Origin of the sequence: Enterobacter cloacae complex sp. 277I4 (assembly GCF_050031465.1) — a bacterium.
Lineage (GTDB): Bacteria > Pseudomonadota > Gammaproteobacteria > Enterobacterales > Enterobacteriaceae > Enterobacter > Enterobacter cloacae.
In genome coordinates, this window is sequence record NZ_JBLGWC010000001.1 from 1,028,347 (window position 1) to 1,043,433 (window position 15,087).

16 protein-coding genes, 1 tRNA gene and 1 pseudogene are annotated in these 15,087 nt (G+C 49.3%); all 18 read left to right on the forward strand.

Annotated features, from left to right (window positions below; translation table 11 throughout):
• The first annotated feature begins 57 nt into the window (after positions 1-57).
• The 18 genes and pseudogenes from proB to ACQG19_RS04855 all read left to right on the forward strand — a co-directional run bounded on the left by proB (position 58) and on the right by ACQG19_RS04855 (position 14,695).
• The gene (gene proB, locus ACQG19_RS04770) at positions 58-1,161 is read left to right on the forward strand and encodes a glutamate 5-kinase (RefSeq protein WP_013095745.1); all 1,104 of its coding nucleotides are present in this window, start codon (positions 58-60) and stop codon (positions 1,159-1,161) included.
• An 11-nt stretch (positions 1,162-1,172) separates the two neighbouring features.
• On the forward strand, positions 1,173-2,426 hold the full coding sequence (gene proA, locus ACQG19_RS04775; RefSeq protein WP_246932691.1) for a glutamate-5-semialdehyde dehydrogenase: 1,254 nt from the start codon (positions 1,173-1,175) through the stop codon (positions 2,424-2,426).
• Between the two features lie 111 nt (positions 2,427-2,537).
• Positions 2,538-2,613: transfer RNA gene (locus ACQG19_RS04780), tRNA-Thr, on the forward strand.
• 166 nt (positions 2,614-2,779) lie between these two features.
• A complete protein-coding gene (locus tag ACQG19_RS04785; protein WP_045143171.1) occupies positions 2,780-3,994 on the forward strand; it encodes a tyrosine-type recombinase/integrase in 1,215 nt (404 codons plus the stop codon).
• A gap of 141 nt (positions 3,995-4,135) precedes the next feature.
• A complete protein-coding gene (locus ACQG19_RS04790; RefSeq protein WP_006809974.1) occupies positions 4,136-4,507 on the forward strand; it encodes a hypothetical protein in 372 nt (123 codons plus the stop codon).
• A gap of 9 nt (positions 4,508-4,516) precedes the next feature.
• Positions 4,517-5,200 carry a hypothetical protein gene (locus ACQG19_RS04795; protein WP_228513412.1) on the forward strand — a complete coding sequence of 228 codons (684 nt, stop codon included), beginning with the start codon at positions 4,517-4,519 and terminating at the stop codon, positions 5,198-5,200.
• 209 nt (positions 5,201-5,409) lie between these two features.
• Positions 5,410-5,622: a helix-turn-helix transcriptional regulator gene (locus tag ACQG19_RS04800; protein WP_073961611.1), complete on the forward strand. Its 213-nt coding sequence runs from the start codon at positions 5,410-5,412 to the stop codon at positions 5,620-5,622.
• Between the two features lie 21 nt (positions 5,623-5,643).
• Complete coding sequence (locus ACQG19_RS04805) at positions 5,644-6,252, forward strand: BRO-N domain-containing protein (protein ID WP_061715908.1); 609 nt, start codon at positions 5,644-5,646, stop codon at positions 6,250-6,252.
• A gap of 322 nt (positions 6,253-6,574) precedes the next feature.
• Positions 6,575-6,664, forward strand: a pseudogene (locus ACQG19_RS04810) (hypothetical protein); the annotation flags it as partial.
• A 47-nt stretch (positions 6,665-6,711) separates the two neighbouring features.
• Positions 6,712-6,957 carry a host cell division inhibitor Icd-like protein gene (locus ACQG19_RS04815; RefSeq protein WP_073961631.1) on the forward strand — a complete coding sequence of 82 codons (246 nt, stop codon included), beginning with the start codon at positions 6,712-6,714 and terminating at the stop codon, positions 6,955-6,957.
• Complete coding sequence (locus ACQG19_RS04820; RefSeq protein ID WP_061715906.1) at positions 6,950-7,825, forward strand: tyrosine-type recombinase/integrase; 876 nt, start codon at positions 6,950-6,952, stop codon at positions 7,823-7,825. Before ACQG19_RS04815 ends, ACQG19_RS04820 begins: the two co-directional genes overlap by 8 nt.
• 115 nt (positions 7,826-7,940) lie before the next feature.
• Positions 7,941-8,144 carry a hypothetical protein gene (locus ACQG19_RS04825; RefSeq protein WP_020686326.1) on the forward strand — a complete coding sequence of 68 codons (204 nt, stop codon included), beginning with the start codon at positions 7,941-7,943 and terminating at the stop codon, positions 8,142-8,144.
• Between the two features lie 10 nt (positions 8,145-8,154).
• Positions 8,155-8,469 (forward strand): DUF4222 domain-containing protein, encoded by a 315-nt coding sequence (locus tag ACQG19_RS04830; protein WP_061715905.1) that lies wholly within the window; start codon positions 8,155-8,157, stop codon positions 8,467-8,469.
• On the forward strand, positions 8,466-10,229 hold the full coding sequence (locus ACQG19_RS04835) for a DNA primase family protein (RefSeq protein WP_426725824.1): 1,764 nt from the start codon (positions 8,466-8,468) through the stop codon (positions 10,227-10,229). The genes ACQG19_RS04830 and ACQG19_RS04835 overlap by 4 nt, the downstream gene beginning before the upstream one ends.
• Before the next feature lie 413 nt (positions 10,230-10,642).
• A complete protein-coding gene (locus tag ACQG19_RS04840) occupies positions 10,643-10,816 on the forward strand; it encodes a hypothetical protein (RefSeq protein ID WP_014830800.1) in 174 nt (57 codons plus the stop codon).
• On the forward strand, positions 10,813-11,598 hold the full coding sequence (locus ACQG19_RS04845) for a hypothetical protein (RefSeq protein ID WP_061715903.1): 786 nt from the start codon (positions 10,813-10,815) through the stop codon (positions 11,596-11,598). Before ACQG19_RS04840 ends, ACQG19_RS04845 begins: the two co-directional genes overlap by 4 nt.
• Before the next feature lie 34 nt (positions 11,599-11,632).
• Positions 11,633-12,124, forward strand: a complete 492-nt coding sequence (locus tag ACQG19_RS04850; RefSeq protein ID WP_073961610.1) for a helix-turn-helix domain-containing protein — start codon at positions 11,633-11,635, stop codon at positions 12,122-12,124.
• A gap of 735 nt (positions 12,125-12,859) precedes the next feature.
• Positions 12,860-14,695 carry a retron Ec67 family RNA-directed DNA polymerase/endonuclease gene (locus ACQG19_RS04855; RefSeq protein ID WP_061715902.1) on the forward strand — a complete coding sequence of 612 codons (1,836 nt, stop codon included), beginning with the start codon at positions 12,860-12,862 and terminating at the stop codon, positions 14,693-14,695.
• The last annotated feature ends 392 nt before the right edge of the window (positions 14,696-15,087 follow it).

Consider the following 15,087-nt stretch of genomic DNA (forward strand, 5'->3'; position numbering starts at 1 on the left):
ACCTGTTAAAACGTTCGTTCGACATCACTTTCCCTTATCGTTGAACGGCAGAGAATCATGAGTGACAGCCAGACGCTGGTGGTAAAACTCGGCACCAGTGTTTTAACAGGCGGATCGCGCCGCCTAAATCGCGCCCACATTGTTGAGCTTGTACGTCAGTGCGCTCAGCTGCATGCCGCAGGGCATCGTATTGTTATTGTGACCTCCGGGGCGATTGCCGCCGGGCGTGAACATCTGGGTTACCCCGAACTCCCCGCGACGATCGCCTCTAAACAGCTGCTGGCCGCCGTGGGACAAAGCCGACTCATTCAACTCTGGGAACAGTTGTTCTCAATCTATGGCATTCACGTCGGGCAGATGCTGCTGACGCGCGCGGATATGGAAGACAGAGAACGCTTCCTGAACGCCCGCGATACGCTGCGCGCGCTGCTGGACAACAATATCGTCCCGGTGATTAACGAAAACGACGCCGTGGCTACCGCTGAAATCAAAGTGGGTGACAACGATAACCTTTCTGCGCTGGCGGCGATCCTGGCCGGTGCCGACAAGCTCTTGCTCCTGACCGACCAGCAGGGGCTGTTTACCGCAGACCCGCGCTCCAACCCGGAAGCTGAGCTGATTACCGATGTCCACGGCATTGACGATGCGCTGCGCGCCATCGCCGGCGACAGCGTCTCTGGCCTGGGAACGGGCGGCATGGGCACTAAACTGCAGGCGGCGGATGTGGCCTGCCGCGCCGGGATCGACACCATCATTGCGGCGGGCAGCCGTCCTGGCGTCATTGGCGACGTGATGGAAGGCATTTCCGTTGGCACGCGCTTCCACGCCCAGGAATCCCCGCTGGAAAACCGCAAACGCTGGATTTTCGGCGCGCCGCCGGCAGGTGAACTGACCGTGGATGAAGGGGCGACCGCCGCGATTCTGGAAAGAGGGAGTTCATTGCTTCCTAAAGGAATTAAAAACGTGACAGGCAACTTCTCCCGTGGTGAAGTGATCCGTATCCGTAACCTTGAAGGTCGCGACATCGCTCACGGCGTCAGCCGCTATAACAGCGATGCTCTGCGCCGTATTGCGGGTCACCACTCGCAGCAGATCGACGCCATTCTGGGTTACGAGTATGGCCCGGTTGCCGTGCATCGTGACGACATGATTATTCGTTAAGGAGCCAGAAAATGCTGGAACAAATGGGTGCCGCCGCCAAGGCCGCCTCTTACAAACTGGCGCTCCTTTCCAGCCGCGAGAAAAACCGCGTGCTGGAAAAAATCGCTGATTATCTGGAATCGCAGTCGCAGGAAATCCTCCTCGCCAACGAACAGGATCTGCTGGAAGCGCGCCGCAATGGTCTGAGCGAAGCCATGCTTGACCGTCTGGCGCTGACCCCGGCACGCCTGAAAGGCATCGCCGACGATGTCCGTCAGGTTTGTAATCTGGCCGACCCGGTCGGGCAGGTGATTGACGGCGGATTGCTCGACAGCGGTTTACGTCTGGAGCGCCGTCGCGTGCCGCTCGGCGTTATCGGCGTGATTTATGAAGCCCGTCCGAACGTGACGGTGGATGTCGCTTCCCTGTGCCTGAAGACCGGTAACGCCGCTATTCTGCGCGGCGGGAAAGAGACCTGGCGCACCAACGCCGCGACGGTGAAGGTCATCCAGCAGGCGCTGCAGGAGTGCGGCTTACCGGCAGGTGCCGTGCAGGCTATCGAAAGCCCGGACCGTGCGCTGGTGAACGAGATGCTGCGCATGGACAAATACATCGACATGCTGATCCCACGCGGTGGCGCGGGCCTGCACAAGCTGTGCCGCGAGCAGTCGACGATCCCGGTGATCACCGGTGGTATCGGCGTGTGCCATATCGTGGTGGACGAGAGCGCCGAAATTACACCGGCGCTGAAGGTTATCGTGAATGCCAAGACCCAGCGTCCAAGCACCTGTAATACGGTGGAAACGTTGCTGGTGCATCAGGGTATCGCGAACACCTTCCTGCCAGCCCTGAGCAAGCAGATGGCCGAGAGTGGCGTCACGCTGCACGCGGACGAGAAGGCGCTGGCGCTGCTGAAAGACGGCCCGGCAACGGTGGTGCCGGTAAACGCGGAGCAGTATGACGACGAGTTCCTGTCTTTGGATCTGAACGTGAAGATCGTAGCCGATCTCGACGACGCTATCGCGCACATCCGTGAGCATGGTACTCAGCACTCTGACGCCATCCTGACGCGCACGCTGCGCAATGCCGACCGCTTTATAAACGAAGTGGATTCTTCTGCCGTGTACGTGAACGCATCAACCCGCTTCACCGACGGTGGACAGTTTGGTCTGGGCGCGGAAGTGGCCGTGAGCACGCAGAAACTGCACGCGCGGGGTCCGATGGGCCTGGAAGCGTTGACTACGTACAAGTGGATCGGCATCGGCGACGATACGATTCGTGCGTAAATAATCACGGGTGATGCAAAAATAGCCGTTTGATTCAAAAGGGCATTGACGCATCACCCGGATAGATCTAACCTTTTGCCCCGTGGTTACGCTCGTAACCGGCCTCTCAGGGCCGATATAGCTCAGTTGGTAGAGCAGCGCATTCGTAATGCGAAGGTCGTAGGTTCGACTCCTATTATCGGCACCATTCTAACGTCTCCCCAAGTCTACTAAAGTTCACTGAAACCCCTTATACTCTGCGACTTGCAGCCCCTTTTAGTATTTCTACGTCTACTAAAGTTCCCTGAAATCTACGGTCGTTTGGGGGTACTTATGGGGGTATTTGCTGTTCGGTCTAGAGGAGGTACCCCCAAGTGAAACTAAACGCCCGGCAGGTGGACACCGCCAAACCTAAAGATAAGCCTTACAAGCTGGCTGATGGTGGTGGTTTGTATCTCCTGATTAAACCTAATGGCGGCAAATACTGGCGGCTCAAGTATCGTGTAGCCGGCAAAGAGAAGCTGTTAGCGCTGGGTGTGTATCCTGAAGTCACATTGGCCGATGCTCGGGCAAAACGTGTAGAAGCCAAAAGGGGTATCGCTGGGGGTATCGATCCTATGGAAGCGAAACGGGAAGAGAAGATCGCCCGTGAAACGCAGTTAAACAACACCTTCAAAGATATTGCCCTTGAGTGGCACAGCAGCAAACTAAAAAAATGGTCTGCTGGGTATGCTTCAGACATCCTGGAGGCTTTCAACAAAGATGTGTTCCCTTACATTGGCAAAAAACCAATAGCTGATATCAAACCGCTTGAACTGTTGAATGTGCTGCGGCGCATTGAGGGGCGCGGCGCTACAGAAAAGGCCAAAAAAGTTAGGCAGCGCTGCGGGGAAGTTTTCCGTTACGCAATAGTCACCGGCCGTGCTGAGTATAACCCCGCTCCGGATCTCACCAGCGCCATGCAAGGGCATGAGTCCAATCATTATCCTTTCCTCACACCGAAAGAATTGCCTGATTTCTTCAAGGCGTTGTCAGGATATACAGGAAGCGCTTTAGTAGTTTTGGCCGCTCGTCTGCTGATTATCACCGGCTTGCGTACCGGCGAACTCCGCGGGGCATTTTGGGATGAAATCAATATCAGTAAGGCGGTCTGGGAAATACCAGCCTCACGCATGAAAATGCGTCGCCCTCATGTGGTGCCGTTGTCCAGTCAAGCTCTTACGCTTATTGGCCAGCTCCAAGAGCTAACAGGCAATTACCCGCTTATGTTCCCTGGCCGTAACGATCCGCGAAAAACAATGAGTGAAGCCAGCATAAACCAAGTCTTTAAGCGGATTGGCTATGACGGAAAAGTCACCGGGCACGGTTTCCGGCACACTATGAGTACCATCCTGCACGAACAGGGCTACAACACCGCGTGGATAGAAACGCAGCTGGCACACGTCGATAAAAACTCTATTCGAGGGACGTACAACCACGCTCAGTACATAGACGGCCGGCGTGAAATGCTTCAGTGGTATGCCGACTATATGGAAGCGTTGGAAAACGGCGAAAATGTAGTGCATGGAACGTTTGGAAAAAGCGCTTAACTGTATGTATAGACAGTGCTAATTGACAGTAGTAGACTTCAGTAGCCGAACAATAATTAGGCATTGTCTAGGCTGATCACCGAAAACCCGCGCACCTCTGCGGGCTGGCAATGCCATCAGATAGAGGACGCGAGGTGGCGTATGCTTAATCCAGCAGTAGAGCTCAAAGCAAAAAAACAGCAGTTTATAAGCATTAGGGAATTGATTGCTCGAATTGAGGCAAAATTCCCTGACATGACAAGGGATCAAATCGCAAACTGGATAATCATTAAACTTGACGAAGAACAAGAATACGCGCCGAGTCTATTAATACAAGACTCTCGTGGAATCACCAGACGACCAACCTTCGGTGATCCTTCTTTTAGTGCCTATGAAATGCTTAGCAGTGTTATGGCAAACCCTACTATGGATGAACCTCCTTACGAGGGATGGACTCCATCTATGACACAAGAAGGCCAAGAGCAAACCTCTAGCTCTTCAGATCTGAATTTTCATGATGATATTCCATTTTAAGGTGATGCTATGAATTCATTTGATTTTATAGGATTTAATCGTTCGGAGATTGAGAAAACGTTAGGCCTTAATCTGCATGATAATTTATTGGAATATAACATTGGTTTAAAGAAAAATTTACCAAGTTGGCTTATTCCATATCTTTCAAGAGATAGCATCTCTCTTAGTGACTCTGCACGTTTAATTGTTGGCGCAAATCCAAGAGAAAATATTACAGGTGAAAAATCTCACGAATATGAAGCTTATAAAGAATCTCTCTGGGATGCGATTGATAATTCAAAACTAACCGCAAGGGATATTTTCCACTACGATAACATGGATCATGATCGACGTGATTGTATGCTCGTGCGTAGTGAGGTTGAAAAATGGGTTACAGAACATAATTTCAACTGGCCTTTACCCTTACAGCAACCAACTGTAAATGAACAAACAAATCAGGTCTATCTAGATCAATGGGGGGAGTTCCCCGGTAAAAACACTGCATTGATGATGATTGCAGGTATGGCTATCGCCCTCGAAAAATCAAGTAAGAGCTATCGAAATGGTGAGCGCCTGAACAAACTGGCAATTGCTCGTGCGGTTGCACAGAACCTGGCTACTCTGGGATATCAAGGGATGGTAGTGACGGAAAAACAGATGACAAACCTCATAAAGGAGGCTTTGGAAGTCACATTTCCAGAAAGCGATGGTTAGCATTTCCAAAGTTAATGTGAACGCGGGTCTCAACTTCCAAAGTCTCGCGTTCATGCTTTAGTCATTTCCAAACGCACTAAAAAAAACGATTTTATGGCCTGTAGGCTATCTATCATCCCTTCCAACAATCTTATATCGGTTTCCACAATCATAGTTCTAGTTCTGATTAAATTATTCTCGTGAACTTCATTAGACGACACGAGGTATATATGTCTTATTCATTAATTAGATTTGCAGAAGTACAGAAACGAACAGGCTATAGCAAAGCGTGGATCTATCGTCTCCTTAAAGAAAATCGCTTTCCACAATCAGTTAAAATTGGAGCCCGATCTATCGCATTTGTTGAAAGTGAAATTGACGAATGGATAAGCCAGAGGATCGAAGAGCGTGATGCGTTAATTTCCACAAAGCCAAAACTGTAACTTAGCCCGGGGAAAACTAATATGACTATCAAAAATGCCCGTGCCGGGCAGGGTTTTGCTCACCCTGAAAACAGCAGTGATGATATTTCGATCATTAAATTTGAGGATGCAAAAGTACGAATTGTTAAGATATTGGGTGAGCCATGGTTTGTCGCGGCAGATGTATGCGCAGCTCTGGAAATAACTGATCACAAGGTTGCTTTGCGACGTCTGGATGATGATGAAAAGGGGGAGTGTTTAATACCCACCCCTGGTGGAAAGCAGACTATGCGAACTGTCTGCGAGTCAGGATTCTACAAACTGATCTCACGTAGTCGTAAGGCGACTACTCCCGGCACCTTTGCGCACCAGTTCAGTAATTGGGTATTCCGTGAGGTCATTCCCTCAATTCGTAAAACTGGCTTCTATGGAGTGCCGTTCGTGTTCCTGAACGACTTCAGCCGGCGCATGGCTGCTTATCAGCAGGAGGCCAGCAAACGCGGGTATAAGTTGCAGCAGTGTAAGGCAGTAAAAGAGGCTCTTGTGCGGGAGGAGAGCCAGCTATGGCGTAAGTATCAGCCCGAGCTGTTAGGCGAAGATGATCATGAGCCGTTTACTGAAGTTCGCCCTTTAACGGATGAAAAAAATTGAGTTCGTGAATAACTTGCGTGCTCTTGCGATGTTGAGCACTCAAAATAAGTTTGTCGCGACAGCTCACTAAACAATTCGAAAAGGTTAATGCCATGAAGAACATTTATGCCCATCTGGGGCAGGGCTTCGCTCACCCCAAAAACTCCTTGCCTTGTTATTCCGCTGAAGGGTATGCTTTAAAAGCACCAGCAAAATCTGGTGCCAGGATTGGCGTCCTGAATGACTGTATGGCGACACATGACGCGCCAAGCGTCTTTGTGCCGTTGATCCGTCTCACCTATTTTCACGCGTTGTGGTTCAAAACCGCTCTGCTAGCAAAATTATGGTGGGCTGGGTGGGGGCGGAGAAATCCGCGCCGGAGTCCATACAGTCCGGTTACGCCAACCCTGCTCAGTCCACCACCAGTGAAATTGGCGTTTCCGGTGGTGGTTATCTAGACCACTGTATGGAGGCTGCCACATGGCTACTACCCCAACCCAAAAACTACCCAAATTCACCTGGCTTTTCCTCGGTACGCCGAAAGGCCAAACGTGCCCTCCCATTGTTATCCGCATTGTTGCCGATAGTGAGCAAGAAGCCCGCGAGTGGTATTCCCGCTGGGATCTTATCTTTGCCGCTAAAATTCGCTCTGAATGTTCGCTTTATCAGTACAGCAGCGGCGCGTTTGAACTGGATGTTGCGAAATTGGGAGGTAGCCATGTTTAACCTCCAGACCCTGACAGCTAAAGCTCGCGAGCTGCGCGGCAACGTGGTAAAAGCCACTACCACGAAAGGCACTCGCACCATGACCCCTGTTTATGAACGGGAAGAGCAGCGCAAACTGCGCGAACGCATCCAGCAGACCCAGCCGGACTGGGTTTTACTCTGGTGGGATATTGCGACCGTTACCGGCTGGCGTACCAGCGACGTGTGCAACTTCCGTTACTCCTGCATCAACTGGGAAACCGGCATTGCAACAATCATCGTAGCGAAGCAGACCAAAGCAGCGGAAGCCAGAGCGACCCGGAAGGGGATCGAGATTGTTCGCCAGCATCGTAAGGACGCTGCCCGGCTTGCTGGCGATCACATTGGGTACATGCACTGGGATAGCGTGAGCTGCGACGAGCTGGCCGCCGGCATGACGGAAGAGGAACAGGCGATCGTGTTTGAGCTGGTGGCAAAGGCTGAGGTTAAGCACGATACCAAACAGCTGCCGCCGGGCATCATCAAACGACTGCGTGAACGCATGGAGCGCAATCTTATCGGTGACGACCTGGTATTTTCCCGCAGCCAGATTGAAAGTAATCGTTGCCAGTCTCTGGAAGGTAGCGTGAGCCGCCAGACGATCTGGAAGAAACTGCACAACGTAATGGTGTGGTTTACCCGAGTGGTAAACACGCGTCTGCGCCTGAGTGCCTATTCCAGCCGCAAGATTGCCGCCTTTAATCTCATGTCCGCCGGGGGCGAACAGGGTTTGCTGGTCGCCTCTGAAATGCTAGGGCACAGTAACCCGGCAATCACCCGAACTTACCTCCAGTTAGGCAGTAAAGCCTCCGCCATTCAATCCCGTCTGGCCATGGAGGTATCTGTATGAAAATGGTTATCCAATTTTGCCGTCTCGGCGTTTTTGCCGATCACGTATCTGAGCAATTAAATAGTGCGCGATATTGTTTTGCCAGCCAGTCATTAAGGGACGGGGAGGTGAAATTATGACTCCTGTTTACGATCTGGTTCGCCGGGCCGACGGCAAAAACGTTTTCAGTTTCCCGGCCGGCGGCCGCTATCTGGTGGACACGTCAAATGGTCTTCAGTCGATGCGCCCCCTTATGGACGACGAGATCATTTTTACGGTGGAGAGTGCCGCGCGCTTTCTGAGGAAAATTGGTTATCAGGTAATCCCGCCAGCGGCGTGAGGTAAAAAATATGACGATTAAAAATTCCGGCTTAGCTGCTGGTGGCCGCGCTCACCCTGAAATCAGGCCGGGCGATAAATGGAAGGACAGTCGGGGCAACATCGTAATTATCGAAAGTTACCGATTCGACAGAGTGACATATTGCCGCGAGGGGTACAGCTCACCGTGTTTTTGCACGCCAGAAAGACTGGTGCGGGAATTTGAATTTGTTTCTTCGGCGCCGGTCACCGGCGAAAAAGATATCGATCGGATTATGCGGGTACAGGGCATCGAGCGAATTCGTGTCATGCGGGAAATCATCAGGGAGCGAGGGAACAGAAAATGAAGAATGCACCAAACCTTAAAAAGCAGCCGGCGGATCTCATGGAGGAGTCAATCATCTTTGCCGGCGCTGATGCCTGGACGTTCGCCAAAGCATGGCAGGAAATGAACCCGATTGGCGACACGGTGCCGCCGGTTGTGCTGGATAAAAAGCAGCTGGCAGAGCTGGAGAATATCCGCATTGTGGATGATGGCCGGCTCTATGCCCGGGTTTGCCGCGGCGGGCATCTGACCGAACGGCAGATAACCATTCTCGCCACAAAGCTGGCGGTGGCCGGCGTGGAGCGCGCGCAATTCTACTCTGAAGGTTATCAGCTGCTGGAGGACTGGACGCCGCAGCTGCCTCGCCTCAAAGCCGATGCTGAAGCCGGCAAAAGCATGGTGATCGGCAAACCGCTGACGGATGTAAACCTCCGCGACCTGGCTGATAACGAAAAGGCGCTCATACTGGCGGCGCGTTACACCGGCATTGCAATCAACGAAAACAGCGAAGGTGTGTACGTCTACCGCGCCGGCATCTGGGAGAAAACGTCACTGCTCGAGCTGAGCCGCGAAATGGTGGCTATCTACAACGAGAACAAAACCAACTTCAGCAAGCGCGCGATCAACAACGTTATCGACGCCCTGAAAATCGTTATCCCGGTAATGGGGGAGCCGCGGCGCAGCCTGATCCCCTTTGCTAATGGCGTCTACGATATGGAAACCGGCGTTTTCTCCGAACACAGCCAGAATAACTGGCTGACCAACCATAACGGCGTGACCTATACGCCGGCGGTGCCGGGCGAAAACCTCCGCGACCACGCGCCGAACTTCCATAAGTGGCTAAGTTACGCATCAGATAGAGACGCAATTAAGATGCAGCGCATCGCTGCAGCGCTCTTTATGGTGCTGGCGAACCGGTACGACTGGCAACTGTTCCTCGAGATAACCGGGGAGGGCGGCAGCGGGAAAAGCGTCTTCACCCATATCGCGACGATGCTGGCCGGCGTGCATAACACCGCCAGCGGGAACATGGCGGCGCTCGACAGCGCGCGCGGGCGGGCGCAGTTCGTCGGCAAGAGCATGATAACGCTTCCTGACCAGCCCAAATATTCAGGAGAGGGCACCGGGATAAAAGCGTTAACCGGCGGGGATGCCGTGGAGATAGACCCGAAACACGAGCACCAGTACACCGCCGTTCTGCGGGCGGTGGTTGTGGCCACGAACAACACGCCGATGATTTTCACCGAGCGTGCCGGCGGCGTTTCCCGGCGCCGCGTAATTTTCCAGTTTAACCGGCGCGTCAGCGAAGAGGATAAGGATCCCGAACTGGCAGAAAAGATATCCGCTGAAATTCCGGTGATTGTTCGCCGGCTGCTGGCGAACTTTGCGAACCCGGAAAAAGCGCGGGCGCTGCTGCTGGAGCAACGGAACAGCGAAGAAGCGTTGGAGGTGAAGCAGAAAACGGATCCCCTGTACGCCTTCTGTGCGCATCTGGAGCACCTGGCTGATTGCGTGGGAATGCTGGTGGGCAATCGTAATCCGCCTCATCGCCCCCGCATTTACCTCTATCACGCTTATCTGACGTTTCTTGAGGCGAACGGTTTCGAGAAGCCGCTGACGCTGAATAAATTCTCTGAGGGAATGGAAAGCGCCATGCGGGAGTTTAATCACGAGTACCGCAAGGAGAGAAAGACCCGCGGCGTGGTGACGAACGTCGAACTTTCAGAGAGTGCGGAGGACTGGCTGCCGCAGGCGCACCCGTTACCTGAGGAAAAAAGATGAATGTTTAGCTAAATATGGCGAAAGGTGTTCATAGTGTTCATTGATTTGGTAAAGTTCAAATAAATCAATAAGATTGACTATGAACACCTTTGTGTAAGGTATTCATAGGGTATTCATAGTGTTCATAGGTCACTTTAACTCTGTGCTCATTAAATAAACAGAAATATGAACACCATGAACACTTGTAAACCCTGTATGTAGACCGGTGTTCATAGGTTAATTTATTGTTTTGTATGTAATTTATCGCCTTTATGAACACCATGAACACCTTGAGGGCAAAATCTTTAAAACGCATCCACTCTTTTCACGTTGTGGACCCCTGCTATTTCATTAATATCGTTTCATAAATCGCAACTAATAAATTGATTGTTGCGATTAATGGAACTTTAACAGTCGCTATAACAGGGGGCATTATGAGCAAGGTTAACGTTAAGCCCGTTCTGCTGAACGGGGAGCAGATTCAGGCTCTGAAAACCATCCAGGAGAGGGAGCGCCAGAAGTCGGGCATGGGGATCGCGCCGTCAATCCATGCTGTTGCACGCAAGGTATTTGATGCAGGGCTGTCAAAAATGGAGGCTGGCCAGTGAGCTACTCAATCAAAATAGGGAAACACAGTATCGAGCTGGCGGGTTATGCCGGTAAGGTTGTTGCGCCAAATACTCAGATGGCCGCTTTATTCCGTGGTATGGCGGGCGAACTCACCAGCCTGAGGACAACGGCGCAGCAGGCCGAAGCTGAGGCGGATTTGCTGGACGTTATCCGCAACGATCCGGATCTGAACGAACAGGCAAAAAACCGCAGGGCAGGTGAAGCCCGGAACCCGGACACGCTCAAAGACTTTACCCGCGGGGTGGCAGCTGTAAGCGAGCAGGCCGCAAACATTCTCGATTACCTGAAGAATAAGCTCGCTCCGGTTAATCCACTGGCATCTGATGATGTTCAGGGATTCATGCGTGACAGTGAAATGCGCCAGGCATTCGCCCGACTGGATCGCCGCAGTCAGGAAAAAATGCTGCTGTCGATGCACAGTGGAAAGCATCCGGATCTGGCGGACGCCTTACTGAGGGCGCACGCAGTGTGTTCGGGACTCGATACGGAACAGCTAAAACGTCTCGGCTTCTCCCGTATCGCATCAGAGAACGGGCAGGTGATTAGCGCGGTTGCCGAGCTGGTCGACGCGGTAAGGAAAGACGTCGCACAAATTACAGCTGTCCGAACCTGGTATAACAATCTCGTTTACGGGAAGAACGACGATCCATCAGAAGTTCTCCCCCGCATGACCGGCCTTGATCAGTTAAGCGAACATGTCAGCGCGATGCTCAAAGGCAGCCAGCGGCAGACACATTCAGAAGAGAAGCAGGCCGCCTGAGGGCGGCTTTTTTCTGCCCGGAGGGAAACACAGGATGCTGTTAAGTAAATCAGCCTACGCCAGGCATATGGGCGTCAGCCGGCAAACTGTTTACGGCTGGATAGCCCGCGGTGAAATTGTAATTTCAGGCGATAAAGTGGATGTTGACGCATCGCAGGCTAAACAAAATTCTGCTGGTGCTGGTGAACACCAGACTGAAATGACGTGGGCGCAGGCCGCCGCATGGGTATGGGGGCATGACAGCGGGAAAAAGCTGCCGGCTGATATTGATGCTGGCCAGAGGATAGAGGCCGCAGCCGCTGAGCTGGGTTTTGATGTTCAGCACGAGCCCGAAGAGCAACTGCTGATTCTCTTCCGGCTGGATGAAGAAACCCACAGCTTCTATGGCAAAGACCGTGCAGCAGGCGCTTTACGGTTTCTTCGTTCTGAGTTGGCTTACGTTGCCACAATGCACCCCGATACGCTGGATGACTGGAACAAAACTGGTTTAATGTCACTCTGCCTGCTGGACGGCGAAAAACTGTAAACCCCCCAGCCCCTCAAACTTGACACTTTTTCGCGAGAAACTGGGAAAAGTGTCAACCCAACCTAACGGATCCTGACGCCTACGAACAGCAGCTACAGCAGAAGTGTAAAGGGCTGGCGTTGAGATTTGTTGAGCCTTGGCTGTTAGCTTTTGTTAATCCTGATGCGAAGCAGGGCAGGTGTCAGCCTGTTATGGTTTGTTATGCCTTACTAGGGAAAACTAGGGGGAAAGTGTCAACCGCTACCGCTTCAGAAAACTTCAGGTACACGAACTCGTGAAGGGGAGGTGTTAAGCACTCCCCCTTTGCAACCATCCTCGAGCATCTTTCAGATCGCTGTTCTGGTTTGCCCGGACGCTGGCGTTCAGATTGAGTTGTCAAAAGTTGTCACCCACCGTCAGCGCCAGTGGGGATTTTTGGCAGAACGCGCTCTAAGTTACAGTTGCTTCAAACTGACATCGGTTATTCAACGTAAAATGCAAAATTAATTTAAGATAATGCGATATTAATCACGCTACTATTTTTGATAGGGTTTGGAATAAAATTAGAAATTGCAACTTGTTCAAATTTTGGTAAGTTAAAGACGGTTTATGGGCAGATTTTGGGTCGCGTTTCGCGATCAGTGAAAAAAATGTCCGATAGGATTGCCTTTCAGGAACTCATTGTCCTGGCGTTTCTTGAATTCTTGTCAAGTTTGCGTAAGAGTGCCCATAAACCATTTTCAATGGTGACATATCATGAAAAAATTGGATTTATTAAAAGCTGCAAAAACAAAGCCGGATTTGGCTAAGCTTTTAGGCGTTAAGCCTTCAGCATTAACCTATTGCTTATATAAAACTAAGCCCGAGACTCAATACGTTCAATTCGAGATACCAAAGAAAAATGGTGGCAATAGAATTATTAGTGCCCCCTCTGGTATGTTAAAAAATATACAGGCATCTCTTTCTGAATTATTGCTAGATTGCTTAGATGAAATTATTATTGATAAATTTCCAAACTCAGAGATAGCAAGGCAAAAAGCAAAAAACTCCATAATTTTAAAATTAAAATGCTCTGGTTCGGAAATTAAACAGCCTTCATTGTCGCATGGCTTTGAAAGGAAACGTTCTATAATAACTAATGCAATGATGCATTTAGGTAAGAAACACGTTTTCAATATAGATTTAGAAAACTTTTTCGGTAGTTTTAATTTCGGAAGAGTAAGAGGTTTTTTCATAAAAAACAAGAATTTCTTACTCGAGCCAGAAATAGCTACAGTGATTGCAAAGATTGCATGTTATAATAATGAACTACCACAGGGTAGCCCTTGTTCCCCAGTTATTTCTAATTTGATAACACATGCTTTAGACATTAAATTGGCTGCTGTTGCATCAAAATATTCATGTACGTATTCAAGGTATGCAGACGATATAACCTTTTCCACAAGGAAGGATAGTTTACCCTCGTCAATAGCAAAATCCGATAATCATACATTTGTAGCCGGTAAGGTAATTAAAAGTGAGATTAAGCGCTCAGGATTTTCAATTAATGAAACTAAAACTAGAAATCAATATAAAGATTCACGGCAGGAAGTGACGGGGTTAGTCGTAAATAAAAAACCTAACACTAAGAAAGAGTATTGGCGTCTTGTGCGTGCTCAATGCAATCATCTCTTCAGAACTGGTCAGTTTAAAGAGATTGTCGATGGTGTTGAAGTAGTTGGCAATATAAATAGGTTGGAAGGGAAGTTAAATTTCATCGACCAAGTTGATCATTATAATCGGCTTCGACAAAGCGAGAAGCTGAATCCGAAGTATCATTTGAAAAAAGATGCTCTCAAAAATGGTCATGCCAAAAGCAGACGTTACTTACATACTTCGAGAGAAAAAACATTTAGTAAATTTCTGTTTTATCGTATGTTCTATGGTAATAAAAAACCGACTATTCTCACAGAAGGTAAAACTGATAATGTGTATTTGAAAGCAGCCATTCACAAATTAGCAGCGTTATTCCCTAAATTAGCAATTGAAAAAACCGCCCTAGCACCGTATAAGTTATTAACGCAGTTCGTCGAGTACAATGAACGTACCAAATATTTGTTAGAGCTTTTTGGTGGCACTGATTACCTTAAGGACTTTGTTATACATTACAGACATTACTTTCATGATTACAAAGCCCCTAAACCGTCTAATCCGGTTATTATATTCGTAGATAATGACTCTGGGCCTAAGAATCTGATCAATTACGTGAATGGAGTTGAGGGTATACAGATTTTTCCAGCGGGTGTTGCAGATATTCGTCAATCCGATTTTGTTCATATTTTTTGCAATTTATATCTAGTGCTCACACCTCAAGTTGAAGGGTGTCCTGAAACTGACATAGAGTATTTCTTTAGCAATGTTGATCGACTTAAGCAACATAAAGGTAAATGTTTTAATACAGTTGCTGATCGTGATCCAAGCAATGATTTGAGCAAGGAGGCATTTGCAACGCACATAGTCAATGCACATAAAAATGATATTGATTTTTCGAGATTTACTAGTCTACTGGAACGGTTAGAAAAAGTGATAGATCACTATAACTTAATTAAGTAATTACAAGCATTTGGAATCTTGTATGAGGGATGTGATACAAAATTGTCAACTCTTAAATAACGTTATAGCTTTGCTTGCAACTATTATCAGAATGTTAGTGGCAAATGAACATTCAACTGTAATTTATTACAATGTGCTTCTTTGTGAATACAAGAACTAGTTGGATTCCTTTTAGGTATTAACTTGGGTTAGAGAAATTAGTTTGGGGGTATCTATGGGGGTATCTCATAAGTCAATAAAGAAAAAAATTATAAATATCAATTTCTTGAATGGTTAGTATGGTTCCTATTATCGGCACTCACACAACAAAACCATTAAAAACAACAGTTTAAGACGATTTTTGCTCTCAAGTTACGGTTTTTTTTAAGGGATTCTGTGACCAACAATTGCCG

Coding starts and splice junctions, on each gene's coding strand:
- proB (WP_013095745.1), top strand. CDS start 58: ATGAGTGACAGCCAGACGCTGGTGGTAAAACTCGGCACCAGTGTTTTA.
- proA (WP_246932691.1), top strand. CDS start 1,173: ATGCTGGAACAAATGGGTGCCGCCGCCAAGGCCGCCTCTTACAAACTG.
- ACQG19_RS04790 (WP_006809974.1), top strand. CDS start 4,136: ATGCTTAATCCAGCAGTAGAGCTCAAAGCAAAAAAACAGCAGTTTATA.
- ACQG19_RS04795 (WP_228513412.1), top strand. CDS start 4,517: ATGAATTCATTTGATTTTATAGGATTTAATCGTTCGGAGATTGAGAAA.
- ACQG19_RS04800 (WP_073961611.1), top strand. CDS start 5,410: ATGTCTTATTCATTAATTAGATTTGCAGAAGTACAGAAACGAACAGGC.
- ACQG19_RS04805 (WP_061715908.1), top strand. CDS start 5,644: ATGACTATCAAAAATGCCCGTGCCGGGCAGGGTTTTGCTCACCCTGAA.
- ACQG19_RS04815 (WP_073961631.1), top strand. CDS start 6,712: ATGGCTACTACCCCAACCCAAAAACTACCCAAATTCACCTGGCTTTTC.
- ACQG19_RS04820 (WP_061715906.1), top strand. CDS start 6,950: ATGTTTAACCTCCAGACCCTGACAGCTAAAGCTCGCGAGCTGCGCGGC.
- ACQG19_RS04825 (WP_020686326.1), top strand. CDS start 7,941: ATGACTCCTGTTTACGATCTGGTTCGCCGGGCCGACGGCAAAAACGTT.
- ACQG19_RS04830 (WP_061715905.1), top strand. CDS start 8,155: ATGACGATTAAAAATTCCGGCTTAGCTGCTGGTGGCCGCGCTCACCCT.
- ACQG19_RS04835 (WP_426725824.1), top strand. CDS start 8,466: ATGAAGAATGCACCAAACCTTAAAAAGCAGCCGGCGGATCTCATGGAG.
- ACQG19_RS04840 (WP_014830800.1), top strand. CDS start 10,643: ATGAGCAAGGTTAACGTTAAGCCCGTTCTGCTGAACGGGGAGCAGATT.
- ACQG19_RS04850 (WP_073961610.1), top strand. CDS start 11,633: ATGCTGTTAAGTAAATCAGCCTACGCCAGGCATATGGGCGTCAGCCGG.
- ACQG19_RS04855 (WP_061715902.1), top strand. CDS start 12,860: ATGAAAAAATTGGATTTATTAAAAGCTGCAAAAACAAAGCCGGATTTG.